Source organism: Streptomyces sp. NPDC002825, assembly GCF_040295385.1.
Classification (GTDB): domain Bacteria; phylum Actinomycetota; class Actinomycetes; order Streptomycetales; family Streptomycetaceae; genus Streptomyces.
Map to the genome: position 1 here is coordinate 301,679 of NZ_JBEOVH010000002.1, position 24,148 is coordinate 325,826.

The following is a 24,148-nucleotide window of genomic DNA, read 5'->3' on the forward strand; positions in this document are numbered from 1 at the left end:
CGTCACCGCGCACCCGCCGAGGCGTGCGCGGACGAGATCCTGGTACGACGGTTCAGCTCGTCGTACCAGGCGGTCATGGCCTGGCCGAGCGGTCCGTCGATCTTGCCGGCCAGGTTCGTCGCTTGCTCCCGCCGGCCGCTCTTCCAGAGCTGGTAGCTGCGCAGGGTCTCGGACATGGTGTCCCAGCCAGCGTGCCCGGTCACGTCTCCCGTTTTGACCTGATGGAGGAGGGCGTCGAATCCCTCCCATGACGTGGTGAGGTCCGGCATGTCGACGCTTGCGACGATCGAGGTCAACTCCTCCGCCTGGTCGAGGTGGTTCTCGTAGATGTGCAGGGATCCGACGTGGTGGTGGAAGTCGCCCAGCTCGGCGCCGGTCCAGCCGGCCACGAGCTCGTGCAGGACCGTGTAGAAGAACAGGTCGTACGGCATGCCGATCCACACGTCCTGGCCGCGCATCGTCGTCGACATGTGCAGGCGGCCGTCACGCAGGTAGAAGCGGAAGCCCAGCGTGCAGGGCACGTCCTTGTGGCCGGCGGCGTCCCGGGCCGGGTCGTAGAGCTGGATCAGGGCCCGGCGGGAGTCAGGGTCCTGCTTGAGGATCTCCACGACGCGGGCCAACTGGTCCACCGCGCCAGCCCACTTCCGCATCCGCGGGCCATACGCGCCGCGCAGGACTCCATTGTCGGCGTACTGCCGGAGCTTCGCGTTGTAGTCGAAGATCCAGGGCTCGTCCGAGCCGGAGAGGATCCAGACGGTCTCGGCCACCGCGAACGCCGGGTTCAGGATCCTGCTCGGCGGCGCGTACAGCAGGCGGGCCCGCGGACGGGTCAGCCGCATGTGGACGTCGAGGACCTCACGAGTGGCCATGCCGCGCGGGCTGACGCTCTCGCCGGACTTGGCCAGGGCGACGGCACCGACGAAGAGCTCGGCGATGCTGTCGGCGGTCAGGGATGTCATCGGGCGGAAACTCCTTCGTTTCGGAGGCGTTCGAGCTGATGGCCGGATGCGCGGCTGACGATGAGGTGCGCGACCAGGGCGGCGCTGTCGCCGCCCCAGCGGCACACCGCGTCGGTCGAGGCGGGTTCGGCGGCCTTGAGCGGCATGAGGGGTGTGGAGAGCGCGTCGGCGACATCCCCGGCGGTAGTGCAGCGTCGCGCGAGGCCGTGAGCCGCAAGTCCGAGCGTGCGTTCGTCGGTGGTGCCGATCTCCAGGACCGGCACGCCCAAGAGGGCGGCCTCGATGCCGCACGTCGAATAGGCGCTCGCGACGACGTCGGCGCCGGCGAGACAACCCCGGGCCCCTACCTGCGGATCGGCGATGGCCACGAGCGGCCTTCCGTCCCGCTGCATGAGTGAGGCGAAGACCTCCGGGCTCTGCGCCGGGTGCGGGGCGATGACCAGTCCCCATTCGCCCTCGGTCTTCCCCAGCCCGTCCAGGAGGAGGTCGGCGTGGGCCTTGAGCCGGTCGGCACCGAAGGGCTGGCAGGCCCAGACCATGATCCGGTCGGGGCTCCGCCCTGATCCGGAGACCAGCAGCTTTTCGAGGTACTGCCTCTGGGCTTCCCGCCCGAGGCCGGCGAGAGCGTCGAAGCGGGGCTGCCCGAGCACCTGGACCTTGGCGTCCGGGTGCCGCGCCCACGCCTTGGCGAGCGGGGCATCGCGATCGCCCATGACGACGATGTCCCGGCTGTGCAGCGCGGGCCACGCGACCGACCCCGCGGTCCAGGCCCCGTGCTGCACATGGACCGTGTTCACGCCGTTGAAATCGGCCAGGTGGACGGCGAGCGCGCCAACGGGGCTGGTGTCGTTGCTGACGAGCAGTGTGTGCGGGCGAGACGCCTGCAGAACACCGCGCAGCCACGTCTCCAGACGGACCACGGAGCGCCACGACGGCTGGGTGCACCCCCCGTTCGTCTCCAGCAGGAGGGCCAGAAGACGAACCAGGCGCGAGAGCCGGACGATGTGTTCCCCCACCTGGACGACGTGCTCGTCGTCCCGCAGCTGCAGGCGCTCCACGGCTCCGGACAGAGCGAAGAGGCCAGCGGGAGGCATAACGAGCCTGATGCCCTCGACGGCTGGGGTGTCGCAGCGTTGCGCTGGGTCCGTGGCGAGATCGACGAGGAGACTCGTCCGGCCACCACCTGCCAGCTCTTCGAGCACCGGCAGCAGAGTGGCCGCATGGCGGGACGACCACGAGAGTGCTACGACGCCGGTGCGCGGCAGCCCTGACGGGACAGGGCTTGGCCCTCGCGTGTCGACGCGCGCTGACTGCAGGTTGCTCAGCTGCGCCGTACGAAGTGGGTTGTACAACGCGGTTGCCCCGAGCAGGTACGCGATGCCGGACCACGTGACGGTGTAGGGGCGGTACTCCCGGGAACTACTCTCGCGAAGCCCGACGAGTCCCTCATGCGGAGCGATCTTCAGCGGGCCGGGCGCATCCCTGAACGGCTCCCAGACGCTGAGAGCCATCAGTTTGCGTACGACGTGAGCCACGAGGCGACGGACCGGTACGTGCTGCACGTACAGCCACCCGGCCCCGCCCGGCGTCGTCCTGAGATCGGCCCCGTACCACTGGAGCGCGTCCATGACATGCTCGACCAGTCCTTCGTGCTCCTGCGTGTCCAGGGGCAGGTTTTCCAGCTCGCTCGTGGTGATCCGGTCGGATGCCAGAGTCGCGAGCGTGCCTTCACCGACCAGTGCCCACGCGGGCTGTCCGTCGATGTCGGCCCGTGCCAGACCGTGGACATGGCGAGAGGGTGTGGTCACAACAGACTCCCTTCGAGGAAGGGGCCCGGGGAAAGGAGCCTCAGCAGATCCCTCGGGGCCTCGGCGACCACGGGGGAGGGGGAACCCGGGTTGCCGTATCCCCAGCTCGCGTGGACGTACGGGACTCCGGCGCGGCGGGCGGCTTCCTGGTCGACCGCCATGTCGCCCACGTACACAGCGTCGGCGGGATCGACACCGAGGTCGATCAGTGCGAGTAGGACTGGGTCCGGCGCGGGCTTGCCGCGCCCACCCCCGTTCGGCGTGCGCACGGTGGAGAACGGGCAACCGAGGCTCGTCAGGAGCGGAGCCGCCCGCTCCAAGGGCTTGGACGTAACGATGCCGAGGAGCCAGCCGGCGGCGACGAACGTGTGCAGGACCTGCACGGTGCCGTCGAACTCGCGGGCATGGTTGGAGGCCGCGATCGACGCCTCGTCGTACGTACGGTGAAACCGCTCGGACTCGGTGAATCCGAGCCGTTCCATGATGTCGGCGAACGGCCGGCCGAGATGGCGCTCGTACTCCTCGAACGATACGTCGAGACCATGCTCCTTCCGGACTTGCTGCCATGCGCGCTCCATCACCGGGCGGGTGTCGAGGAGCACGCCGTCGAGGTCGAGCAGCAGTGCCTTCGGAGGTAAAGGCGACGGCGGGAGCAGGGTGGACATGAGGCATCTCCGGTGAACGGGATCAGGGAGTCAGGGAGGTCTCAGGGCGTTTCACGAAGGCGATCACTCGCTTTCCGCTTCCGTCCTGCTTGGGACATGCGGTCCAGGCGTCGGCCAGGGCGGACACCAGGAGCAGGCCACGTCCGCCAGTCGCGTAGGGGGAGGCGATCTTCGGAACGGGGGGCTCCGGGGAGTTGTCCTCCACCTCGATCCCCACGACGCCGGCCTGGAGGGCGAGCGTCAGAGTGATCTCGTCCCGGTGCGGATCCTGCTGGGACTGCCCAAGGTTGCCGTGGTGCACGACACGTCGGCCGTGGCGTTCGGCGTTCGTCGCGAGTTCGCTGACGATGAGCACGACGTGGTCGAGCAGGTTCTCCACACCCCAAGCGATCAGCGCTTCGCGGGTGAAGGCGCGTGCCGTGCCCGGGGCCGTGTCGTCGGCGGCGAGCGTCAGGCTCTTCTGGTGCTGCGGGGCGTCAAGGACGCTGCCCAGACCGTCGATGCGGCGGCTGTCCAGCAGGAGGAGTTCCCGGTCGAGGTTCATGGCGCGGTGCTCCCCGGGGCCCATTCGTCAGCTACAGGCGGCCGGGCACCTCGTACGAGCAGAATTTCGGTGCCGGCTTCGTGCAGCCGCTGCCTGCGATCAGCTGCTATGGCCCTGGGGCCCAGGTGGGACGGCGTGGGGAAGACGACGCCGTACGGATGAGTGGCCGCGACGGCGTCGAGCATGCCCACGAACGCGCCCGACGTTGCCGCGCACCGCTCCATGTACACACCGCCCAGCGTCAGTTCGTGGCGGCGGCAGTAGTCGGTGATGGTCTTGGCGAGAGCCTGCTGCCGACGCGCGGACACCCCGACGAGCCGCAGAAATCCGAAGACGATCGGGCCCGTGACGTTCCGCTGTTCCGTGAGGGGCTCCATGGTCGTGACCACCCATCGGATCGGGGGAGGGGGACACTCCGAGCCTGGTCGCCACCTTGCGTTGGGGGAATCCACGTCTGTCCCACTTCTGTCCCACAACCGCTCCCCGGCACGGACCCCACATGCTTCGATGGCATCGGAAGGGAGTGGCACGTGGCGACCGTTCACGAATGGACCGGCCTGGAGGCCCTTGCGCTGCGCAAGGCACTCCGGCTGAGCGTGCGTCGCTACTCCGAGCACCTCGGCATCGCGGTCAACACCATCAGCAACTGGGAGAAGTACCGGGACAAGCGGCGGCCCAACACCGAGAGCCAGGCCATCCTCGACACCGCGCTGGCCCGGGCCGATGCCGCGACCCATGTGCGTTTCGAGACGGAGCTCGCCAAGCTCACCGCAGGAGAGGGGACAGGACCGGCCGGCGGTACGTCGCGCGTCACCATCCCCCGGCCCCGGGCCTGGGAGTATGAGTCCTGGACGGACGACCTCGAACGCGCGGTCGTCGCACTGTCTCACCAGAACTTCGCCTTCGCGGACGACCTGCTTCGGCGGTGGTCGTCCACCTACCGGCCATCGGACTTGGACGAACGCGGCACGTACCTCCTCGCCCGCTCCATCGCCCTGCAGGGTGATCTCAAGCGAGACCAGGGGGCGGTCGTCGGCCCACTCTCCGCGCAGCGGAGCTACACCCAGGCCCGCTCGCTCTACACTGAGTTGGCCATCCCGCGTCGTGTGGCGCAGCTCGACCTCTCCCTGGCGGTCGTCACCGAGATGTCCGGCGCCCTGGAGACTGCGGCTCGACAGTACGAGGACCTCGCGATCGACGAGCGGTTATCCCCACGAGACCGCGCCCGTGCGCGCCTGTGGGTCGGCACCGCCCTCAGCAAGGACGGCAACAACGACTACGCGGTCCGGGTGATGGAAGAAGCCATCCGCGAGTTCGAGAGCCTGGCCGAGCAGGACGACTGGTCCGTCGCACAGCAGAAGCTCGCCCTCGCCCACCGAGGGTCCGGCAACCTCGACGCGGCTCTTCGCCTCATCGACGTGGCTCGCAGCACAGGCATCACCGATGCGCCGATGCAGCGGGTACGACTGGACACCGCGTACGGGCACATCCTCCTGTCCGACCGCGCGACCCTGGATGATGGGTTACGCGTCCTCGACGACGCTGCCAAGCGGGCGGCTCAGTACGGCCTGACCCACCAACTCCGCAGCATCACGGACATCCGGAGGACGGCCGATGGGCCAGCCAGCCCTTCACCACGTTGACCAGGGAGACGAGCGAGTGACCGACAACCAGCCGGCCATCAACGACGAGCAGATCCGCAACGCCAAGCTGGTCTGGGACTACCACCAGATGGGTCACGACCTGCGTCCCGTCGACGTCGCGATCGGCCTCGGAAGCCACGATCTCGGCGTCGCGGCCTTCTCCGCCGATCTGTACCGGACTGGGCTGTTCCCCACTCTGGTGTTCACCGGCGGTAACAGCCCCACCACCGCGAAGGTCTTCCCCCGTGGCGAGGCGGTCCATTTCCGCGAGCACGCTCTCACGCTCGGCGTGCCGGACAGCGCGATCCTGGTCGAGCCGAACGCCGGCAACACGGGTCAGAATGTCGAACTGTCCCGAGAGCTTCTCGCCTCCGCCGGCATCACACCGAAGTCGGTGCTCCTCGTCTCCAAGCCCTACATGGAGCGCCGCTCCTTCGCCACCGCCCGCAAGCTGTGGCCCGAGGTCGAAGTGCTGTGCGCCTCCGAACCGATGGAGTTCGACGACTACCTGAAGAGCATTGGTGACGAGAAGCTCGTCATCGACATGCTCGTCGGCGACCTCCAGCGCATCATCGAGTACCCGAAGCAGGGCTTCGCGATCGAGCAGGACGTCCCGGAGAGCGTGCATGCCGCGTACGAGGACCTCATCCGCGCCGGCTTCACCAGCAGGCTCATCGGCGCGTGAAGCAGCCTCGGGGGGATTGGTGGCGATCCACCAGCCCAACCTCTTCCCCCGTCTCAGCACCCTCGCGAAGCTCTTCGCGGCGGACTGCTGGATCGTCCTCGACGACGTCCAGTTCGCCCGCCGCGACTTCCAGCACCGCGCCCGCCTCGGCAGCATGTCCGGCCCGGACCGGCGCCAGTGGCTCTCGATCCCGACTCACCTGCCCCACGGGCGGTCCACCCTCATCAAGGACGCGGTTGTGGCCGACCCGGACCTGGCTCGTCGCCGCCTCACGCACATGCTGGCTCAGTACTACGCGAAGAGCCCCGACTGGCCGAGGTTCAGGAGTGGGCTGGACGCTGTGCTTCATCGGTTTGAGACCGCGAGGATGGCTGATCTTGCCGAGGAGTCCACAAAGCTATTGCTCAGGCTCCTGGGGTGGAGGGGACGCATCCTGCGGAGTAGTTGCTTGTCGGTCCGGCCGGAGCGCTCAGAGCGGCTCGCAGACCTCTCCGCTGCCACCGGCGCGCGCGGCTACCTATGCGGTACCGGTGGTATGCGCTACCTGGTCACCGCGCCGTTCGAAGCACATGGATTGAGCGTTGTGCCCTTCGTGACCCCGAGCATTGGCGTTTGGAGGGACGCGCGCGAAATGAGCGCCTTGCGGCCGCTCATGGCCGCAGGGATTGCAGCCGTAGCTGGCGATGTGCGAATCGTCGCGGCAAGCCATCAGCGGACCATGGGCTCGGTGTAGGCACCGCTGGTCCGAGCCTGCGCGAATCTGTAGTCCGCATTTGAGACTCCAGCATGTTGTCTTCACGCCGTCGTACCGACTCGGCCGGCTCACGGCGTCCACAGAGGGGAAACCCGGTGCGGCGTCGACGAGCCGGCGAGCAGCGATGTCACGCCCTGGGGAACACCGAGCTGCCTCAGAGCCCAGTCGAGCGCATCAGCTTCGGCATGGCACATTCTGGCTATCAGGCTGGTTTGTTCAGGCAGGAGGATTCGCCGGGGGATCACGATCGTCTCCCGGACCCGGTCGAGGGGCAGCCCCCGTCGGAAACCCTGTGCGGCGGGGCGGAGCGCGTCCTCGTCCGGCGGAAGCGGCAGGCGCCGGTGGGCTGCATTCGAGACGACGATCCCGGCAACGTGGACGTACTCCGCCAGCAGCGGCCCCAACAGGTCTGCGAGCGCATCGGTCTTGGCGGCGAGCGACATCCCGGCGAAGGGCGTCGGGAAATGGAAGAGGCCGCTGTGGTCCTCCACCCAGATCCACGCGGTGCCCGCGCCCGTCGTCTTGGCACACTTGCCACGTACCTTGTCCAGGAGCCGCCTGCCCTGGTCGGTCTCCACTGTGTCCCCGGTCAGAGTGGTGCCCTGGGGAGCCGTGCCAGGGTGGACAGTCAGCCGCCTGCCGGCGTGGCTGAGGACGTCGACCGCGGCCCCCGAGGCAGCGCACTGTTGGGCGGCCTCCTCGGTCCACTTCTTCCATGTCTCGAAGGCGTGGCCGTTGAGGAGTTCAGGGAGGTCGCCTTCCCAGTAGATGTCACGGCCCCTGTCCAGGGTGAAGAGGTGAGCCCGGACGTTCTGGCGGAACCTCTCGTAGTCCTGGAGCTTCTGGTCCTCGGCGAGGGTGACGACCTCGATGAAGACGGGGCCGACACGGACGTCGCCGGGACCGCCGCTGGCTTTCGCCGGCTCCAGTTCGATCGGGAGTCCGCGGGCCGCCCCCATGAGCGCGAGCCGGGCCTGCGTCTGGGAGTGCAGGAACCGGGACAGCGTGACGTCGCGGCGTGCATCCCGCTTTACCGAGGCAATGCCGGGCACCCCGGCTTTCTCCAGATAGGCGTACGCGGCCCACCACCGCACCGCCTCCACCCATGCTCCCGGCACGGCTCCGTTCATGATCTGGAGCACCGGGGCGGCTCGGCCTAGGCCGACGAAGGTGTCGCTGGCCCGGCCCGGGGCTGGGGAGGGGACCACGGCCTTGGGTAGCCAGCGGCTGTCGAAGAACGCGGTAAAGCCGGCCACCGCGCGTGCGGTCACCTCGTGACCTGCGGGGGAGAGATAGTCGGCGCCTTCCGGGCAACCGAACCACGCCTCCCAGTCGATCGCCCGGAGGCCCTGGTCGATGGCCCGCCATATCTCTTCGTCACGAGGGTGCACGCCCGTGATCATGACGCATCTGCAGACGAGGGTGGGGGAGTTTCCCGAACGTCCGGTGCATTCTCCCAGCCCGTCCTAGACCAGTCTGAGCGCTCGGGCGCAAGCTAGGGCATTCCTACGAGTTGGGCGGCGGTACGCCTCGGTGCCGAGCGGGCACCGAGAGTTGCCAAGGAGGTGTTGGCATACCGTCTGCGTTCAAACCGTATGGCCACAGCTTGCTGAGCGTTTCCGATAAGTAAGGCAGACGAACAGGCTCGGCGGTGGTGTCGCCTTGGTTGGCGGCTTGCAGGAGAAGGCTCTCCTGCCCTTCCCGATCCCCATCCTTCTCCCGCATCTCGGCCAGGTGAGCGAGAGCGTAGACGTCACCTCGGTCGGCGGCTTGCAGCAGAAGCCTCTCAGCGCCTTCCCGATCCCCAACTCTCTCCCGCATCTCGACCAAGCGATATCGGGCGTGGGGATCACCGCCGTCGGCGGCTTGTAGCAGAAGATTCTCGGCGGCTTCCCGGTCCCCGGCCTCCTCCCGCTTCACGGCCAGGCGGCACAAGGCAAGAATGTGGCCGCAGTCGGCTGCCTGCCGGGCCAGGTCCTCGGCAGCTTCCCGATCACCGGCTTCCTCTCGCTTTACGGCTAGGTCGTACAAGGCGAACGGGTCACCGCCATCGGCGGCCTGTAGGAAAAGATCCTCGGCGGCTGCCCAATTACCGGCCCTTCCCCGGATCTCAGCCAGGCGGACCAACGCATGGGTGCTGCCGTGGTCGGCGGCGAATCCAAGGAGGATTTCGGCAGCGTCCAGATTCCCGGTCTCCTCCCGCATCCCCGCCAGGCGGGTCAGACCATAGACGTCGCCTTGGGCAGCGGCCTGCCGAGCCAGGCTCTCGGCAGCTTCCCAATTCCCGGCCCGCCCCCGAATCGTGGCCAGATGAGAAAGGGCGAAGGTGTCGCCGCGGTCGGCAGCCTGCCGGGCTAGCGCCTCGGCTTCTTCTCTGTCCCCTGCCTCCTCCCGCCTTGCAGCCAGATACGCCAGGGCGCTGATGCTGCCGTACTTGATGGCCTGTCGGAGAAGGTTCTCGGCAGCGTCGTAGTCCCCAGCTTCCTCCCGCATCCACGACAGGCGGGTCAGACCATAGGTGGAGCCTCTGGCGGCAGCCCGCCGGGCAAGGCTCTCGGCGGCTTCTCGATTTCCGGCCTCCTCCTTCCTCTCAGCCAGATAGGTCAAAGCGTTGCTATTGCCGTGGTCGGCGGCGCGGTGGCGGAGGTGGTGAGCCCACTGAAGGCGGTGCCGGGACTCAGCGGCTTGAGTGAGGCTGCCGAGGTCGTTGGGGTGAGTGAGGTGGGTGTGAGCAGCGTGCCAGAAGGAGTCAGGAGGGCAGAGGTGGCGGCGGGTGGTGCGACCGTGCTGTTCGAGGTAGTCGGCGAGCCGGAATGCCGGTCCCAGAGGGGGCGTAGTGGGCTCACCGTCGTTGGGAGGGATGGGTGGACGTCGTGGAGGTCGGGGTGCGGTGCGGCGCAGGGGGGCTTGTTTGCCGTGGACCGGTGCCGCGAGTTGTGCGTAGGCGCGTTCGGCCCAGTCGTCGGTGAGCTGGTCGTAGTCATTCTGGTCGAGATAGTCGGGGGCGGCGTCGGTCAGGAAAGCATGGGGAAGCTGGAGTCCCACACCGAGGCGGCGAGCGTCCATCGCCGCCTCCAGCAGAGCTCGGGCGGCAGGGGTGGCTTGCTCATAGCGGCGCAGGAGTTCGGGGGCGCCAGACAGATCCTGGGCGACCCGTCCGCCGTCCCGGGCGCGAGTGAGGGCGTCGGCCAGGAGCCGATCACCCTGGTCGGCCAGCGCGGCGGCTGTGGCCAAGGCGGTGCTGTCGAAGGCATCCGGAACCGCGAAGGTGCGGCCGGCCAGCAGCTCCCGTACCCGGCTGTACGGATCCTCCCTTCCAGGTGTGGGCAGGGAGGTGTATTCGGCGGCGTACTCGGGCCACAGCGTGCCCAGCACCAGGGCGGGTCCACGCTGTTCGTCGATCAGTATCTGGTGCACGGCTGCCGCGATCCGTTCGCCAACCGCCCGATCGCCGAGGTAATGCTGGGCCTCGTTCAGCCACACCACCGTGCGCGGCCCGACCCTGCACAAGTCCGCCAGTGCAGCCTCCGCGCGAGTCGGGTCGAAGGGGTGCCACAGCCGCCAGCCCTTCTCCTCAAGCGGCTGCACAGCCTCCCAACACGCGCGCGTTTTCCCTGTCGACGAGGTTCCCACCAGCACCACCATCCGGCTGTGGCCCCCCATCGCATCGTGCACCGCTTCATCCAGCACCCGGTCATGCTCGCGGCGCACATAGCCGGGCAGCACTCGCGCTGCAGGCGCATTCGGGTTCGAGGAGGACTCACGGAAGCCGGCGGGGTGAACTTCCAATTCATGTGGATCCCACCGACCGATCGGGCGGCCCAGCCTCACCTCGTCACCCACGGTCATGCTCGACGTGTCTTCTGCCGTACGCCGCAACTCCAAGAGTTCGTTTACCGGAAGCCTCAACACACGGGCCATCTCCTGCACCGTCCGGGGGGACGGTGCAGGCTTGGCCGGGGAAAGTGCCTCCGACACGGTGGTGCGCCCTAGACCCGCCAGGCTGGCGACCTCCGTCTGATTCAGCCGAGCCTTGAGCATCCCCTCGTTCAGTCGCCTGCGCAGTTGTGCAAGTGCCTGACTCTGGCCGCTTTGTTCGTCGTGCACGTGCTTTCCCCCCGAGCCAGTGGTGTGTTCGCCGGTGTACATCTTCGGTCCGGCGAACCACGGCGCACACCTTCTCCGCGACCTTCGATCACGTCAGTACCTGACCGTCTAGAAGGAGCTTGTCGTGACCGTCGCCGTTGTCCTCCTCGCCATCGCACTCGTCCTCGTCGTCGCACTGCTCGCCGCCACTGCCGCAGGCAAACTCGCCCGCATGGACGGCGCTACCTACCCCACAGCCCTCACCCGAGCCGCCACCGCCTTCGTCGCCGTCATCACCCTCGCCACCGGCGTAACCGCTGCCATCGCCACCCTCCTGGCCTGACGAAGGGATCTCGAAGGTGCTGAGAGCACTCCGGGACTGATGTTCGGGCTACTGAGCTTTTTCCAACCTCAGTTTGAGCTGGTCAGATGAATGGCGAGGACGGCTTGGACGAGGCGGGTGATGCGCGTGGCCGAGCAGCGGAGCTTGCGGAGGAGTCTCCAGGACTTGAGGGCGGTGACGGCGGGTTCGACCAGGGCCAGGATCCTCGCGTGCGACCGGTTCGCAGCCTTCTGGCCTGCCGAGAGGTTCTCCCACCGCCCCCAGCACGGGATGCGGACCGTTCCGCCGGCACCTCGGTAGCCCTTGTCGGCCCAGTACCGCATGCCGGCTTCCGCGAGCGCGTCGAGGATGCCGTGTTCGCGGGCCGCCCGGAGGTCGTGGATGGCTCCGGGCAGGGCCGGTGAAGCCCATAGCAGCCGGCCGAAGCGGTCGGCGATGACCTGCACGTTCATCCTGTGCTTCTTGTGTTTCCCGGAGTAGAACGGCCGGTCCGCGGCAATGCGGTCGATGGGCAGGAGCGTGCCGTCCAGGATCAGATACGCCTTCACCGAAGCGGTCCGCACCGCGTCGGCCAAGCTCGGGGCGAGAGCGACCAGGAGCTCGACCGCTTCGGAGACATAGCGGAAGGCCGTCGTGATGCTGACACCGAATCCGGCCGCGAGCTGGGCGTACGTGTGTCACACCCGCAGATGGGCGAGGGTAAGCAGGGCCTGACGGCCGGCGCTCAGCAGCCGCCACCGGGAGCCAATCGTGCAGCGGTGGCGCCGCAACTGCTGAGTGAGGAAGCGGAGGGCGGAACTGGACACGTCGACCCCGATGGGCAGACAAGCACGTAAAGCCTCTGGTGGAGTCGGTTCTCTTGGTGGGAAAACCCATCTACCTGGGGTTTTACCCTGTTGTCAGCCCATCGGGGTACTGCTGATGCAGGTCGAAAAGGCTCAATGTCAGTGCCGTGCTGTTCACTTGGCCGCATGGACGCCCCAGCTCTGCGCACCCGTCTGAACGACGCCTGGCGCGCGCCCGAATTGCACTGCACACTGCCCACTCATGGGGCAGGGCATGTCTGTGTGCCCAGCGACGCGGAGGATCTGGCCGAGCTGGAGCGCGTCGCTGCGGACGTGATCGACGGGGCGAGTCTGCCCGTACGCGCGTGGGTCGTCGGGGGTACGGCGGCAGGGGTGCCCGACGGTCCGCCGGTGGGCGGGGAGGGTGGGCTCCCCATCGGCGGGGAGGGCGGGCTGCTGGAGCTGCGCGGGTGGGTGCTGGCCGAGCACTGGTTCGGATACGGCGTGACGGCCACCGCCGATGGCCCGCGCCGCGTCGTGATCCTCGCCCGGCGCGCGTTCACCCGTCCGCCCGGTGTCGGGTGGGCGGCGTTGCTGCGGGAGGCCACCGGGTGGACGGAGCCCGATCGGTGCGGCGTCGACTGGGCCGCGACGGAGGCCGCGCTGGGCACCGCGCTGCCCGGTGACTACAAGGACATCGTCGACGCCTTCGGCCGGGGCAGCTTCGACGAGTACCTGGACCTGCTGGTGCCGGGTGCGCTGGGCACGGATCTGGTCTCCTGGGGCCAGGACATGGCGCGGTACGCCGACCTGTACCGGCCGTACCCGGTCCACCCCGCGCCCGGCGGCGTGCTCACATGGGGGATCTCCGAGCAGGAGCTGACCTTCCACTGGCTGACCGGACCGGCCGATCCCGACGACTGGCCGGTTCTCGTGCAGTACGTGGGCGGTGAGTGGCAGCGCTTCGACTGCGGCACCGGTGAATTCGTGCTGCGCCTGCTCACCGACCGCACCCCGCCGTTCGGCTTCCCGCCCTCCGCCGGACCGTTCCCCCACTGGTTTGCTTCATGGGAGCTGCCGGAACGCTGAGCCCTTTCTCACCCGGTTCTCAGCGCCGCTGGCCATGCTCGGCGAAGTTTCTGGGGCCTCGAGGACCGCCTGCGGATCTGCTCGTCATGGCCTCGCTACAGATCGGTGCGTTCAGTTGTCAGCAGGCCGATGAGCAGCACAGGTATGAGGTTGGAAAAGGCTCACTGGGTGGTTCTGCCGGTGGGAAGTCGCCGACGAGTTGTGGGCGGTGCACGCTGTGCCGCAGGGAACGTAAGTGTGTCGACAGCGCCTCTCCCGACGCGACGCCTCCCGGCACCGTTACGCCTGGCCGGCGGAGCTTGACCTGATGGCGCGGAGCGCCGGGCTCGAGCTGGAACGTCGCGTCGCGGACTGGGACGGGTCTGCGTTCACCCAGGATTCCGCGAAGCACATCTCCGTGTGGTGCAAACCGGCCTGAGGCTGGCCACCGGGCTGTCCTTAAGGCGGCCGTGCCTCTCTTGACTCTTATCGGGAGTTCGGGCGCCGGCAGTTCAGTGCGCGTCCCAGGGCGCGGAAGGCTTCGTGGATGTCGTCGCATACCTCCCAGGGGAACCAGCGCAGACGGGTGAATGCTCGCCCTACGCCTCAGCGTCCTGCTCCTCGCCTTGAGGTGGACAGGAGCGAGGCGTCCTCGTCTTAAGCGTTCGGCACCTCGTGAAGTGCTGGCAGCTGGGAACCTCGCGAGGAAAATTCACTAATGGATCTTCTGCTGCTCTAGCCACTTGAAGATCTCGGACCTCTTGTACAGGACCTTCGCGTTCCTGCCTCGTCCGAGTTTGTAGCCCTTCAAGCCCAGCTTCGATGCCTCCCTGTAAACCCAGCTCGTGGACATGTTGAGCATCGCAGCGACCTCAGCAGTGTCCATAAGGACGGGCTCTACGCTACGGCGCCTGCCCAACGAGTTCACATCGGTGCGGGTCTCGTCGAAGTGCGACTGCGGTTCCACGGGCAAGATGGCTCCCTGAGGCTGGCCTGAGCCCGATCGCGGCATTGGCTCGCTCTCTGCTCTGGCCGAATTCCAAACGTCCTTGACACCCGCCCTGTGCCAAGAGTCACCGGACGAGCTGTAGCCATGGTCATGAGGATCGCCGGTTTGGCTAACCGGCGATCCGCGGCTATGTTGCCGCGCCACTTCGGTCCCTCGGATGCCTGTGGGCAGCCGGATCCCCGGCGACCGCCCTCGCCGCTTGCCTCCCAGACCGCCAGAGTGACGGTGATCACGGACACCCTTCGGAGGGTGCTGCGTAGGCTTGTGCAGTCGTCGCGGTGGGGTCCAGGAGGGCGGGCGAAGCCCCCTGCAGTCACCTGACGGTGCGTCAGGAAAGTCAGCAAGTGGTCAGCATGAGTCCTGAAAAACCTGGGGAATGCTGCCCGAACATGCGACTCGTTGTAGGGTAGGAAAACCGCCCTTGACCTGCAAAAACGCAGGCAGGGAGCCTATGTTCAGGAGTACCTCGATGATGCGTACAATGTTCAAGTCCAAGATCCATCGCGCCACCGTGACCCAGGCGGACCTGCACTACGTCGGTTCGGTCACCGTCGACGCGGAGCTGATGGAGGCCGCCGACCTGTTGCCCGGCGAGCTGGTCCACATCGTCGACATCGACAACGGCGCCCGCCTCGAGACCTATGTCATCGAGGGTGAGCGCGGCTCCGGTGTCATCGGGATCAACGGCGCCGCCGCCCACCTCGTGCACCCCGGCGACCTGGTGATCCTCATCAGCTACGCGCAGATGGACGACGCGGAGGCGCGGAGCTTCGTGCCGCGCGTCGTACACGTCGACGGTGACAACCGGATCGTCGAGCTGGGCGGCGACGCCTCCGCCCCCGTCCCCGGCAGCGACACGGTGCGCCCCCCGCACGCCGTGCCCGCCCAGGTCTGAGCCGCCCGGCCGCCCGGCCCTTCCCGTGAGGGGCCGGGTGACCCGAAGGGCGGGGTCCGGCGGGCGTGGCCGGGGAGCACGGGCCACCCTGGAAGGGGCCCGTGAAACCCCTGTGGCCCCACGCCGCGGAGCTCCCGCGCCAGGGGCCTCCGTCGACCGGGAGGTCCGTCATGACCCACCCTTCCCCCGATCCGCTGCCGCCCTCGCCGATCCCGCCGCCGGTCCCCCCGCCGCCGCCCGTGCCCCCGCCGAACCCGGTGCCGGTTCCGCCGGACCCCTCGCCGACCCCGGCGCCCCAGCCGGGCGGGCCCGTACCGGAACCCGAACCTCAGCCCGAACCCGGCCCCGCCGGCGGATGACCGGATCCAACCCCGAGGTGACACAAGGGGCTTGAGGTTTCGCCAGGCCCCTTGTCACGGAGCGTGCACCACCCCTAACTTGGACGGCTGCTGCTGTGTTCAAGGGGGGCCCATGGCCGTACGCGGACGTCACCGCCGCCACCAGCCGAGCCGGATCAACCGTGCCTCGCTCACCGTCACGGCGGGAGGCGCCGGCATGGCGCTGCCGCTGATCGGCGCGGGCGCCGCACAGGCCGCCTCGCTCGACGTCTGGGAGAAGGTCGCGTCCTGCGAGTCCTCTTCCAGCTGGCACATCAACACCGGCAACGGATACTTCGGCGGCCTGCAGTTCACCCAGTCCACCTGGGAGCGGTACGGCGGCACGCACTACGCCCCGCGCGCCGACCTCGCCTCCAAGGACCAGCAGATCGCGATCGCCGAGCGTGTCCTCAAGGGTCAGGGCCCCGGCGCCTGGCCCTCTTGCGGCCCTCGCGCGGGGCTCGCCCGGGGCGGGGAGACAGCCGAGGCCACGCCCCGGCACGCCACGGCGGCCGAGCGGTCCGGCGGCGGGAACGCCGTCCGCGCCGCCTCGCTGCCGGGGCAGCGCCTCCTGCCCGAGCAGGCCGCGCGGAGCGCGACCCCGACGACCGTGCCCACCGTGCGGGAGATGTACACGGTGACGCCCGGCGACTCCCTGTCGAAGATCGCCCGGGACGAGCACGTGAAGGGCGGCTGGCAGCGCCTGTACGAGGCCAACCGGCCGGTCGTCGGCGACGACCCCGACCTGATCCTGCCGGGCCAGCGTCTGACCCTGCGCATCACGGCGCCGAAGAAGGCCCCGGAGAAGACCTCGCAGAAGGCGGTGGAGAAAGCCGCGCCGAAGACCGCTCAGAAGGCGGTGCCCAAGACCGCGCAGAAGGCGGCGCCCAAGACCGCGCAGAAGGCCGTCCCGCGACCCGCCAAGGCCACGCCCCCCAAGGCCGCCCCGCCCAAGTCGGCCCCGAAGCCCGCCACCCAGCACACCTCGAAGCCGGCCACCAAGCCCGCCACCAGGCCGGCCCACAACACCACGAAGCCCCAGACCACCCACAAGCCCGCCACCAAGCCGGCCGCCGACAGCTACTCCGCGCCCGTCTCCGCCGGCATCGGCACCCGGTACGGCACCCGGGGCTCCTCCTGGTCCAGCGGCTACCACACCGGAGTCGACTTCCCCGTGCCCACCGGCACCTCGGTCAAGGCCGTCGCCGGCGGCCGGGTCGTCTCCGCGGGCTGGGGCGGCGCGTACGGCTACCAGATCGTCATCCGCCACGACGACGGCCGCTACAGCCAGTACGCGCACCTCTCCGCCCTCACCGTTCGCGAGGGCCAGCGGGTGCAGGCCGGTCAGCGCATCGCCCGCTCAGGATCGACCGGCAACAGCTCGGGACCGCACCTCCACTTCGAGATTCGGACGGGTCCCGGGTACGGCTCCGACATCGACCCCCTGGCCTACCTCAGGGCGCGCGGAGTCTCCGTCTGAGGCGCGCCCGTCCTGGGCGGATGACACCGACAGCGACTCCGGCGGGACCGCCATGCGGTCGAGCGTGAGCTGTACGAGCCCGCCCGCGGCGACCGCGCCGCTGATCAGCGCGGCGACGGTGCCCGCCGCGCCGTAGCGGAAGCCCTCGCCGAAGAGCGTCACGCCGACCGCCGCCGCGACCACCGGGTTCACCACCGTGACGGTGGCCAGCGGCGCGGCGAGGCCCGCGCCCCGGTAGGAGGCCTGGGAGAGCAGCAGACCGGTCACCGCGAACGCGGAGAGCACGAGCAGCCCCGTCCACTCGGCGAGCGGGGCCTCGGGCGTCCACTCCTCGGCCACCGACTTCGTGAGGACCGAGGCCATGCCGAAGGAGACGCCCGCGGCGGCGGCGAGCACGACGCTGCGCAGGGCGGACCGGCCCACCAGGTGCGCGGCCGTGAACAGCGCGGCCACCGCGCCGAAGGTGACGCCCGCGAGCAGCCACCGGTCCCCGTCCGCCAGGGACCGGGCCTCGGCGCCGGTGGTGAGGCTCAGCAGCCCGGCGAGGCCGACCGTGGCCATCAGCGCACCGCGCCAGGCCCGCCGCCCGGCCCTGCGGCCGACGAACAGCGCCGCCATGGGCAGCGCGAAGACGATGGTGAGCGCGCCCAGCGGCTGGACCAGGCTGAGCGGTCCGTATGCCAGGGCGGCGACGTGCAGGCTCGCGCCGACGCCGTTCAGGAGGACGGAGACCCACCAGGCAGGGCTGCGCAGCGGCGCGTAGCGCGGGCCGGCGGCGGAGGCCGCGACGCGCTCCTGCACGATCGCCGCGGCCGCGTAGGCGACCGCGGAGGCCAGGGCCAGGGCGACGGACAGCATGAGTGGACTCATACCTTCCACGATCTCTCTTCCCGGCCGTTCGCGTCGTCGTACCAGGGGACGTCTTCGCGGATACCGCCGACGCAGTACACGGGCCGTGCATACGCCCCGGGATGTACACCCGTGCAGGTCGGAACGGGTGCAAAGCGGCCTTTACGGCCCGTCTGGGGCGGCTCTCCGGGAGCCCGCGGAGAAGTTACGGTGGATCCGGACGACAGGATCGGCGGGGCGGGGGCGTACGGACATGGATCTCGGCGCGAGCGGTGCCGGCGGATCGCCGGGCGGCTTCTTCGTCCTGCGGACCGCCGCCCCCGCGACCGGCGGCGCGCACCGCCCGCTCGCCCGCCTGTACGCGGGGGAGTACGGCCCCCTCACCGCGCGCGTGGACCACGTCGCCGACCGGATCGGCGCCCCGGAGCGGCGCGTCGGCGCCTCCGTCGCCCACCTCGGGCTCGCCGCCCGCCTCTGGTCCATCGCCCTCGGCCCGGCCGCGCTCCACGGCCGCTTCCCGGCCCTGGACCCCGCCGAGCTGTACTGGGACGGGGTCCCGGCCGCGCCCGACGACCTCTGGTGGGCCGGGACCGAGACCCGCCCCGGGACCGTGGACGAGCTGCGCGCGGCCGTCCAGGAGGCCCATCTCGTCCCGCTGCACGCGGCCTTGCGCCGCGACGGGAACATCTCCCCGCGGCTCCTCTGGGGCAACGCCGGCTCCGCCCTCGCCGGCGCCCTGCGCGAGCTGATCCGCTGGGCGCGCGCCCACGGGCGGCCGGAGGCGGCCGAGCGCGCCGCCGCCCTTGTCTCCGGACTCCTGGACCACCCGGACCTGGCCGGGACCCTCCGCGGCCCCCGGCTGCGCCGCACCAGCTGCTGCCTCTACTACCGCGCACCGGGCGGCGGGCTGTGCGGCGACTGTGTCTTCGACCACGCCCCCCGAACGGGTTTGGAGGCGCGGCCTCCCGCTCCGTAAAGTTGGGTCTTTGAATGCCCGCGAGCGGCGACGACACGAGCGAACGAGGAACCCGAAGGCCATGACGGTGACCGAAGAATCCCAGGAATACGGGCCGGGCATCGACCCCGAGCGCCTGGCCGTCTGCCTGAGCGTCCTCGACGAGCTCGACAAGATCGACGTCGACCACCCGGACGCGATCACCGTCCGGCGCGCGACCGCCGGGATCTACCGGACCGTGAAGCAGCGCCGCCGCCAGGAGCGCCGGGCCGCGAAGACCGCCAACGACAAGGCGGTCACGGAGGCCACGGCCACCGGCTCCGCGCAGCGCATCGACGACGAGACCGAGGGCCTGCTGCCCACGTCGGTCACCGAGGAGGGGCGGATCGCGGGGATACTCCAGCGCCCGCGGTCCTGCTACGTCTGCAAGACGCGGTTCGTCGAGGTCGACTACTTCTACCACCAGCTCTGCCAGAAGTGCGCGGCGGAGAACCGGGCCAAGCGGGAGGCCCGCGCCGACCTCACCGGGAAGCGCGCGCTGCTCACCGGCGGCCGCGCCAAGATCGGCATGTACATCGCGCTGCGGCTGCTGCGCGACGGCGCCCACACCACCATCACCACCCGCTTCCCCAAGGACGCCATCCGCCGCTTCAAGGCGATGGAGGACTCGGCGGACTGGATGCACCGCCTGGAGGTCGTCGGCATCGACCTGCGCGACCCCGCCCAGGCCGTGGCGCTCGCCGACCAGATGACCGAGGCCGGCCCGCTCGACATCCTCATCAACAATGCGACGCAGACCGTGCGCCGGCTGCCCTCGGCGTACGCCGCGCTCGTCGAGGGCGAGGCGGCGCCGCTGCCCGCCGGCGAGCTGCCCGCGCACCACGTCATCGGCGCGTTCAACTCGGGCGCGGTCGGCGAGCTCGTCGGTTCGTCCGAGCTGCCCGTCGGCGTGCGCGACCTGGAGGCGCAGCAGGTCGCCGACCTGGCCCTGGTCGCCGGCAACGCGAGCCTCGCCAAGCACATCGACGGCACCGCCATCGACGCGGGCGGCCTCGTGCCCGACGTCGTCGAGACCAACACGTGGGTGCAGAGCATCGAGCAGATCTCCCCGGTGGAGCTCCTCGAGACCCAGCTGTGCAACTACACGGCGCCGTTCATCCTCATCAGCAAGCTGCGGCCGGTGATGGCCGAGGCGGCGAAGAAGGCGGCCAGCGGCCGTGCCTACGTCGTGAACGTGTCGGCGATGGAGGGCGTCTTCAGCCGCGGCTACAAGGGCGCGGGCCACCCGAACACCAACGCCGCGAAGGCCGCGATGAACATGGTGACGCGGACCAGCGGCCAGGAGATGTTCGAGACCGACGGCATCCTCATGACCTCGGTGGACACCGGCTGGATCACCGACGAGCGCCCCCACTACGACAAGCTGCGCCTCGCCGAGGCCGGTTTCCATGCCCCGCTGGACCTCGTCGACGGCGCGGCCCGGGTGTACGACCCGGTCGTGCGCGGCGAGGCGGGCGAGGACCTGTACGGCTGCTTCCTGAAGGACTACCGGCCCGCCAACTGGTAGGCCCCGGGCTACCGCGTGTGCCGCGGCCCTGACAAGAGCGCCCCACCGGCCTGGTGGGGCGCTTTTTCGGCTCCGTTCACTCGATCGCATCACACTTTGGAGCCCGGTAGAGCGCATGCGTGCTCATTTGGTTAATGTGAGGCACACGGAAGGCCACCGAGGAGACACACATTCCTCACGATCTTCCCGGGACAGGCCTGCCACCAAGGCCGCGGTCCCGCCAAAAACGGCGCCACCGCGACCGCCCGGCACTTGTCCCACATTGACGCGACACAAAGGAGTGCGCGGTGACATCCGAACTGACGAAGCAGGAACCGCGACCGGCCGAACGCACCGAGCGGCCCCGCCGCAACGGCGAGCTGGGCAGCCTCGAGGTGTGGGCCCACGCGGCCCCGATCCGGCTCGCGGGTTACGAGGAGGACCTCGCCGAGCCCCACATCCTGCCCGGCATCGACTGATCCCTTCGCTGCACCCCGGGTGCCCCCGGCCGTTCGCGGTCCGGGGGCACCGGCGTGTTCGGGGAGGTGTCGCCGGCGCGTTCAGAGGGAGGTGTCGTTGGGTTCGCGCAGCCGGATCGGCGGCATGTACTCCCGTACCAGCGTCCGGTGCCACCAGGCCCGGGTCTCCCGGAGCTCGCGCCAGGTCGTGTACCGGTAGCGGTAGAGCCGGGCGCGGACGAGGGCGGGCGGCGCGTCCGGGAAGGGGTTGTGGGCGAGCAGCCGCAGGGTGTCGCGGTCGTTCTCGAGCAGCCGCTCGACGAAGGGCCCGAACCAGTCGCGCGCGTACCCCGGGGAGAGCGCGGCGAACCACATCAGCCAGTCGAGCCGCAGATGGTACGGGGCGAACTGTCGGGGCAGCCGGCGCGGATCGCCGGGTTTGCCCCTGAAGCCGTACTCCCGCCACACGGTGTCCCGGTGCGGCACCTCGTCGTCGGTGCCCTCGATGACGATCTCGTCCCGGATCCGGCCGACGGTGCCGAAGGCGCCATAGCTGTTGACCAGGTGGTACGGGTCGTAGGAGCGGTTCATCGCCTGGTGCTTGGAGAGCAGGTTGAGCGCCGGGCGGTAGCTCCGTACCAGGACGAGGAAGGTCACCGAGACCACCGTGACCACGTACCAGAGCGGGGGATCGGGCTGGGGGTGGTCGCCGACGAGCGGGGAGGCGTCCACGGCGGAGAGCGCGAGCACGATCGTGAGCCAGTTCAGCCAGGCGAAGTTGCCGGAGAGCACCAGCCACAGCTGGGTCGCCACCATCAGTCCGGCCGCGATCGTGGCCACCGGCTGCGGGGCGAAGATCAGGAACGGTACGAACAGCTGGACGACGTGGTTGGCAGCCACCTCCACCCGGTGCAGCGGGCGGGGGAGATGGTGGAAGAACCAGCTCAGCGGGCCGGGCATCGGCTGGGTCTCGTGGTGGTGGTAGAGGCAGGTCAGGTTCCGCCAGCAGGGGTCGCCGCGGATCTTGATCAGCCCGGCGCCGAACTCGACCCGGAAGAGCAGCCAGCGCAGCAGGAACAGGATCAGGACGGGTGGTCCCGTGTCGTCGTTGCCGAGGAAGACGGCGAGGATCCCCGTTTCCAGGAGCAGCGACTCCCAGCCGAAGGAGTACCAGGTCTGGCCCACGTTCACGATGGACAGGTACAGCCCCCACAGCACCAGCCACAGCAGCATCGAGACCGGCAGCGGCACGGCGTCCCCGGCGCCCGCGACGAGCGCGAGCGCGAGGGCGAAGCCGGACCAGGCGACGGTCGCGAAGAGGCGGTCGGAGTAGCGCCAGTGGAAGAGCGAGGGGGTGTGGCGCGGGCGGGTCCGGCGCACGTACTCCGGTACGGGGAGCATGCCGCGCTCGCCGATCAGCGCCCGGAACTGGAGGGCTGCCGACAGGAACGCCACGCAGTACAGCCCGGCGAGGCCCCGCTGGAAGACGATCCGGCTCAGCCACAGCTCGGGTGCGGTGAACCACTCCATCACCACCAGTATCGGCCCGGGATCACGTCCTGACGAGACGCGCGAGGGTCCGGCCGAGGCGGCGGGCGTAGGCGTGCTGGAGCCGTGGGATCACGGGTCCGGCGAGCCGGGTGTACCAGGTGGCGGGGCGGCTGAAGGCGGTGACGGTGAAGCGGACCGTGCCGTCGGGCTCCAGCGTGACGACGAAGGACTCCTCGCCGCACTCCGCGTGCCCGGTGAGGGTGCCGTAGGCGAAGCCGGCGCGGTCCTCCTCGTATGCCGTCCATATCACCTCGCAGGGGACGCCGAACCGGAGCGGGCCGGCGCCGAGCGACACGTCGAGGCGGGCGCCGGGCTCGGCGCGGTCGGCGTCGGCGTGGACGCCCGCCCCGGAGGCGCGGTGCATCCGCCAGGTGGTGACGGCGGCCCCGGCGGTCTCGAAGGCGGTTCTGCCGTGGCCGACGACCGCGCTGTGCCGCAGGTGGTGGTAGCCCTCGGGGAGGGCCTCCGGGCTGCGGGTGGCGCCGACCTCGCGGTAGGTGAGGTTCGGGCGGTGGGTGGGCCGGGAGAGGCCGTTCAGCAGACGGGTCATGCCGGGAGCTCCGTTCGCGGGCGGGTCGGGAGGGACGGGGTCGTGCGGTCGGTCCGCGGGCGGCGCCCAGTGCGGTCGGTCCGCGGGCAGCCCCGAGCGGCGTCGGTCGGCGGGCGGCTGCCGGTGCGGTCGGTCCGAAGGCGGCGCCCGGTGCGGTCGGTCCGCAGGCGGCGCCGGGCGAGGAGCGCGCAGACGGCGAAGCCGAGGGCGTTGCCCAGGCCGTGGGTGGCGGCCGTCCAGGTCAGGGAGAGGTGCGGGAGTCCGGTCGCCTCGCCGAGCGCCCAGCTGAGCGCGAGCAGCATGGTGACGACGAGGACCAGGGCCGAGACGGCGAGGAGGCCCCGGGTGAGGCGATCGGCGGCGAGCTCGCGGCGTTCGCGCAGGGTCAGCACGGAGACCGCGGCCATGCCGGCGGTCAGGACGACGGCCCCCGCGAGCTCGGCCCAGTCGTCGACGAAGTAGCCGAGCAGGACGAGCAGAGTGCCGGCGGGGACGCTGAGCGCGGCCACGCGGGCGGCGGGAGAGTCGGAGGTACGGCTGACGAGTCCGGCGACCAGGGCGGCGGCGAAGCCCGCGAAGTGGAAGTGCGGGACGGTCAATGCGAGGAGGTCGAGGTCGAAGCCGAACAGCGGGTACGAGGCCCGCTCGGCGACGAGCGCCAGACCGGCGACGGACGGCGCCACCAGGGCGGAGAGGACGGCGATCTCGCTCGGCCGGAGTGAGCGGGTCAGCATCAGCCGGGCCGGGGCCTGGAGCGCGAGTGCCAGGGTGGCGAGGGCGTAGACGGCGGCGAGCGCCGTGGCGAGTCCGGACCGAGGCAGCCAGAGCGCCAGGGCTCCCGGGACGGCGAGCAGGGGCCAGGCCCGGCGGAGCGGGTCCCAGAAGGGTGGCCGGGGGCCGTCCAGCAGGGCGAGGCCCGTCGGTACGACCCAGAACATGCCGATCATCACGACCGGATTCACCAGGACCGACAGTCCGGTCATGGGTCAGCACCCCCACTTGAACGCGTTCAACTGACAGGTCGAGAGTAGGGCTTCTCTTGAACGTGTTCAAGTCTCTTGTGGAGGGACCCGGTCGGCTGCGCTCCGCTTGCGGGCCGGTACGCGCTGCGACAGACATGAAAGGACTGGCAGCACAC

At 69.8% G+C, this 24,148-nt stretch carries 22 protein-coding genes and 2 pseudogenes; 11 read left to right on the forward strand and 13 right to left on the reverse strand.

The window, feature by feature from the left end; genetic code table 11:
• Nucleotides 1-2: 2 nt before the first annotated feature.
• The 5 genes from ABT041_RS03805 to ABT041_RS03825 are packed head-to-tail and all read right to left on the reverse strand — an operon-like array spanning nucleotide 3 to nucleotide 4,353.
• Nucleotides 3-959 carry a thymidylate synthase gene (locus tag ABT041_RS03805; protein WP_351178426.1) on the reverse strand — a complete coding sequence of 319 codons (957 nt, stop codon included), beginning with the start codon at nucleotides 957-959 and terminating at the stop codon, nucleotides 3-5.
• The gene (locus ABT041_RS03810) at nucleotides 956-2,767 is read right to left on the reverse strand and encodes a glycosyltransferase family protein (RefSeq protein WP_351178429.1); all 1,812 of its coding nucleotides are present in this window, start codon (nucleotides 2,765-2,767) and stop codon (nucleotides 956-958) included. Before ABT041_RS03810 ends, ABT041_RS03805 begins: the two co-directional genes overlap by 4 nt.
• On the reverse strand, nucleotides 2,764-3,432 hold the full coding sequence (locus ABT041_RS03815; RefSeq protein ID WP_351178432.1) for an HAD family hydrolase: 669 nt from the start codon (nucleotides 3,430-3,432) through the stop codon (nucleotides 2,764-2,766). The genes ABT041_RS03810 and ABT041_RS03815 overlap by 4 nt, the downstream gene beginning before the upstream one ends.
• A 22-nt stretch (nucleotides 3,433-3,454) precedes the next feature.
• Nucleotides 3,455-3,976 (reverse strand): ATP-binding protein, encoded by a 522-nt coding sequence (locus tag ABT041_RS03820; protein WP_351178435.1) that lies wholly within the window; start codon nucleotides 3,974-3,976, stop codon nucleotides 3,455-3,457.
• Nucleotides 3,973-4,353 (reverse strand): hypothetical protein, encoded by a 381-nt coding sequence (locus ABT041_RS03825; protein WP_351178438.1) that lies wholly within the window; start codon nucleotides 4,351-4,353, stop codon nucleotides 3,973-3,975. Before ABT041_RS03825 ends, ABT041_RS03820 begins: the two co-directional genes overlap by 4 nt.
• A gap of 153 nt (nucleotides 4,354-4,506) precedes the next feature.
• Here ABT041_RS03825 and ABT041_RS03830 point away from each other — a divergent pair, with 153 nt between their 5' ends.
• The 3 genes from ABT041_RS03830 to ABT041_RS03840 are packed head-to-tail and all read left to right on the forward strand — an operon-like array spanning nucleotide 4,507 to nucleotide 7,037.
• The gene (locus tag ABT041_RS03830) at nucleotides 4,507-5,619 is read left to right on the forward strand and encodes a helix-turn-helix domain-containing protein (RefSeq protein WP_351178440.1); all 1,113 of its coding nucleotides are present in this window, start codon (nucleotides 4,507-4,509) and stop codon (nucleotides 5,617-5,619) included.
• Between the two features lie 16 nt (nucleotides 5,620-5,635).
• Entirely contained in the window at nucleotides 5,636-6,304 is a 669-nt protein-coding gene (locus ABT041_RS03835; RefSeq protein ID WP_351178442.1) for a YdcF family protein, read from the forward strand.
• A gap of 19 nt (nucleotides 6,305-6,323) precedes the next feature.
• Nucleotides 6,324-7,037 carry a WbqC family protein gene (locus tag ABT041_RS03840; RefSeq protein WP_351178445.1) on the forward strand — a complete coding sequence of 238 codons (714 nt, stop codon included), beginning with the start codon at nucleotides 6,324-6,326 and terminating at the stop codon, nucleotides 7,035-7,037.
• Nucleotides 7,038-7,126: 89 nt separating this feature from the next.
• On the opposite strand, the gene ABT041_RS03845 is transcribed toward ABT041_RS03840, so the two are convergent.
• Together ABT041_RS03845 and ABT041_RS03850 are read right to left on the reverse strand one after the other, a co-directional pair.
• On the reverse strand, nucleotides 7,127-8,461 hold the full coding sequence (locus ABT041_RS03845; protein WP_351178448.1) for a hypothetical protein: 1,335 nt from the start codon (nucleotides 8,459-8,461) through the stop codon (nucleotides 7,127-7,129).
• A 103-nt stretch (nucleotides 8,462-8,564) separates the two neighbouring features.
• Nucleotides 8,565-11,165 carry a hypothetical protein gene (locus tag ABT041_RS03850; RefSeq protein WP_351178451.1) on the reverse strand — a complete coding sequence of 867 codons (2,601 nt, stop codon included), beginning with the start codon at nucleotides 11,163-11,165 and terminating at the stop codon, nucleotides 8,565-8,567.
• Between the two features lie 124 nt (nucleotides 11,166-11,289).
• On the opposite strand from ABT041_RS03850, the gene ABT041_RS03855 reads away from it, so the two are divergent.
• Entirely contained in the window at nucleotides 11,290-11,487 is a 198-nt protein-coding gene (locus ABT041_RS03855; RefSeq protein WP_351178454.1) for a hypothetical protein, read from the forward strand.
• Nucleotides 11,488-11,555: 68 nt separating this feature from the next.
• Here ABT041_RS03855 and ABT041_RS03860 read toward each other — a convergent pair.
• A pseudogene (locus ABT041_RS03860) lies at nucleotides 11,556-12,311 on the reverse strand (transposase family protein).
• A 243-nt stretch (nucleotides 12,312-12,554) separates the two neighbouring features.
• Between ABT041_RS03860 and ABT041_RS03865 the strand changes: the two are divergent.
• Together ABT041_RS03865 and ABT041_RS03870 are read left to right on the forward strand one after the other, a co-directional pair.
• Complete coding sequence (locus ABT041_RS03865) at nucleotides 12,555-13,361, forward strand: hypothetical protein (RefSeq protein ID WP_351178457.1); 807 nt, start codon at nucleotides 12,555-12,557, stop codon at nucleotides 13,359-13,361.
• Between the two features lie 256 nt (nucleotides 13,362-13,617).
• Nucleotides 13,618-13,779, forward strand: a pseudogene (locus tag ABT041_RS03870) (SAM-dependent methyltransferase); the annotation flags it as partial.
• 276 nt (nucleotides 13,780-14,055) lie between these two features.
• Here ABT041_RS03870 and ABT041_RS03875 read toward each other — a convergent pair.
• On the reverse strand, nucleotides 14,056-14,307 hold the full coding sequence (locus tag ABT041_RS03875; protein WP_351178460.1) for a helix-turn-helix domain-containing protein: 252 nt from the start codon (nucleotides 14,305-14,307) through the stop codon (nucleotides 14,056-14,058).
• Between the two features lie 511 nt (nucleotides 14,308-14,818).
• On the opposite strand from ABT041_RS03875, the gene panD reads away from it, so the two are divergent.
• Both panD and ABT041_RS03885 read left to right on the forward strand, forming a co-directional pair.
• Nucleotides 14,819-15,244 carry an aspartate 1-decarboxylase gene (gene panD, locus ABT041_RS03880; protein ID WP_351178463.1) on the forward strand — a complete coding sequence of 142 codons (426 nt, stop codon included), beginning with the start codon at nucleotides 14,819-14,821 and terminating at the stop codon, nucleotides 15,242-15,244.
• Nucleotides 15,245-15,715: 471 nt separating this feature from the next.
• The gene (locus tag ABT041_RS03885) at nucleotides 15,716-17,101 is read left to right on the forward strand and encodes a peptidoglycan DD-metalloendopeptidase family protein (protein ID WP_351178466.1); all 1,386 of its coding nucleotides are present in this window, start codon (nucleotides 15,716-15,718) and stop codon (nucleotides 17,099-17,101) included.
• Here ABT041_RS03885 and ABT041_RS03890 read toward each other — a convergent pair.
• Nucleotides 16,982-17,971 carry a DMT family transporter gene (locus ABT041_RS03890; RefSeq protein ID WP_351178469.1) on the reverse strand — a complete coding sequence of 330 codons (990 nt, stop codon included), beginning with the start codon at nucleotides 17,969-17,971 and terminating at the stop codon, nucleotides 16,982-16,984. The genes ABT041_RS03885 and ABT041_RS03890 overlap by 120 nt on opposite strands.
• A gap of 232 nt (nucleotides 17,972-18,203) precedes the next feature.
• Here ABT041_RS03890 and ABT041_RS03895 point away from each other — a divergent pair, with 232 nt between their 5' ends.
• The 3 genes from ABT041_RS03895 (at nucleotide 18,204) to ABT041_RS03905 (ending at nucleotide 20,930) form a co-directional block, all read left to right on the forward strand.
• Complete coding sequence (locus ABT041_RS03895) at nucleotides 18,204-18,926, forward strand: (2Fe-2S)-binding protein (protein WP_351178472.1); 723 nt, start codon at nucleotides 18,204-18,206, stop codon at nucleotides 18,924-18,926.
• A gap of 61 nt (nucleotides 18,927-18,987) precedes the next feature.
• A complete protein-coding gene (locus ABT041_RS03900; protein ID WP_351178475.1) occupies nucleotides 18,988-20,472 on the forward strand; it encodes an SDR family NAD(P)-dependent oxidoreductase in 1,485 nt (494 codons plus the stop codon).
• A 287-nt stretch (nucleotides 20,473-20,759) separates the two neighbouring features.
• On the forward strand, nucleotides 20,760-20,930 hold the full coding sequence (locus ABT041_RS03905; protein ID WP_351178478.1) for a hypothetical protein: 171 nt from the start codon (nucleotides 20,760-20,762) through the stop codon (nucleotides 20,928-20,930).
• 81 nt (nucleotides 20,931-21,011) lie between these two features.
• Here ABT041_RS03905 and ABT041_RS03910 read toward each other — a convergent pair whose 3' ends face one another.
• From ABT041_RS03910 to ABT041_RS03920, 3 genes are read right to left on the reverse strand one after another with little or no spacing between them, the layout of a single operon-like run.
• A complete protein-coding gene (locus tag ABT041_RS03910) occupies nucleotides 21,012-22,439 on the reverse strand; it encodes a lipase maturation factor family protein (protein WP_351178481.1) in 1,428 nt (475 codons plus the stop codon).
• A 22-nt stretch (nucleotides 22,440-22,461) separates the two neighbouring features.
• On the reverse strand, nucleotides 22,462-23,010 hold the full coding sequence (locus ABT041_RS03915; protein WP_351178484.1) for a DUF1990 domain-containing protein: 549 nt from the start codon (nucleotides 23,008-23,010) through the stop codon (nucleotides 22,462-22,464).
• Nucleotides 23,007-23,993 carry a YndJ family protein gene (locus tag ABT041_RS03920; RefSeq protein ID WP_502976354.1) on the reverse strand — a complete coding sequence of 329 codons (987 nt, stop codon included), beginning with the start codon at nucleotides 23,991-23,993 and terminating at the stop codon, nucleotides 23,007-23,009. The genes ABT041_RS03915 and ABT041_RS03920 overlap by 4 nt, the downstream gene beginning before the upstream one ends.
• Nucleotides 23,994-24,148: the final 155 nt, after the last annotated feature.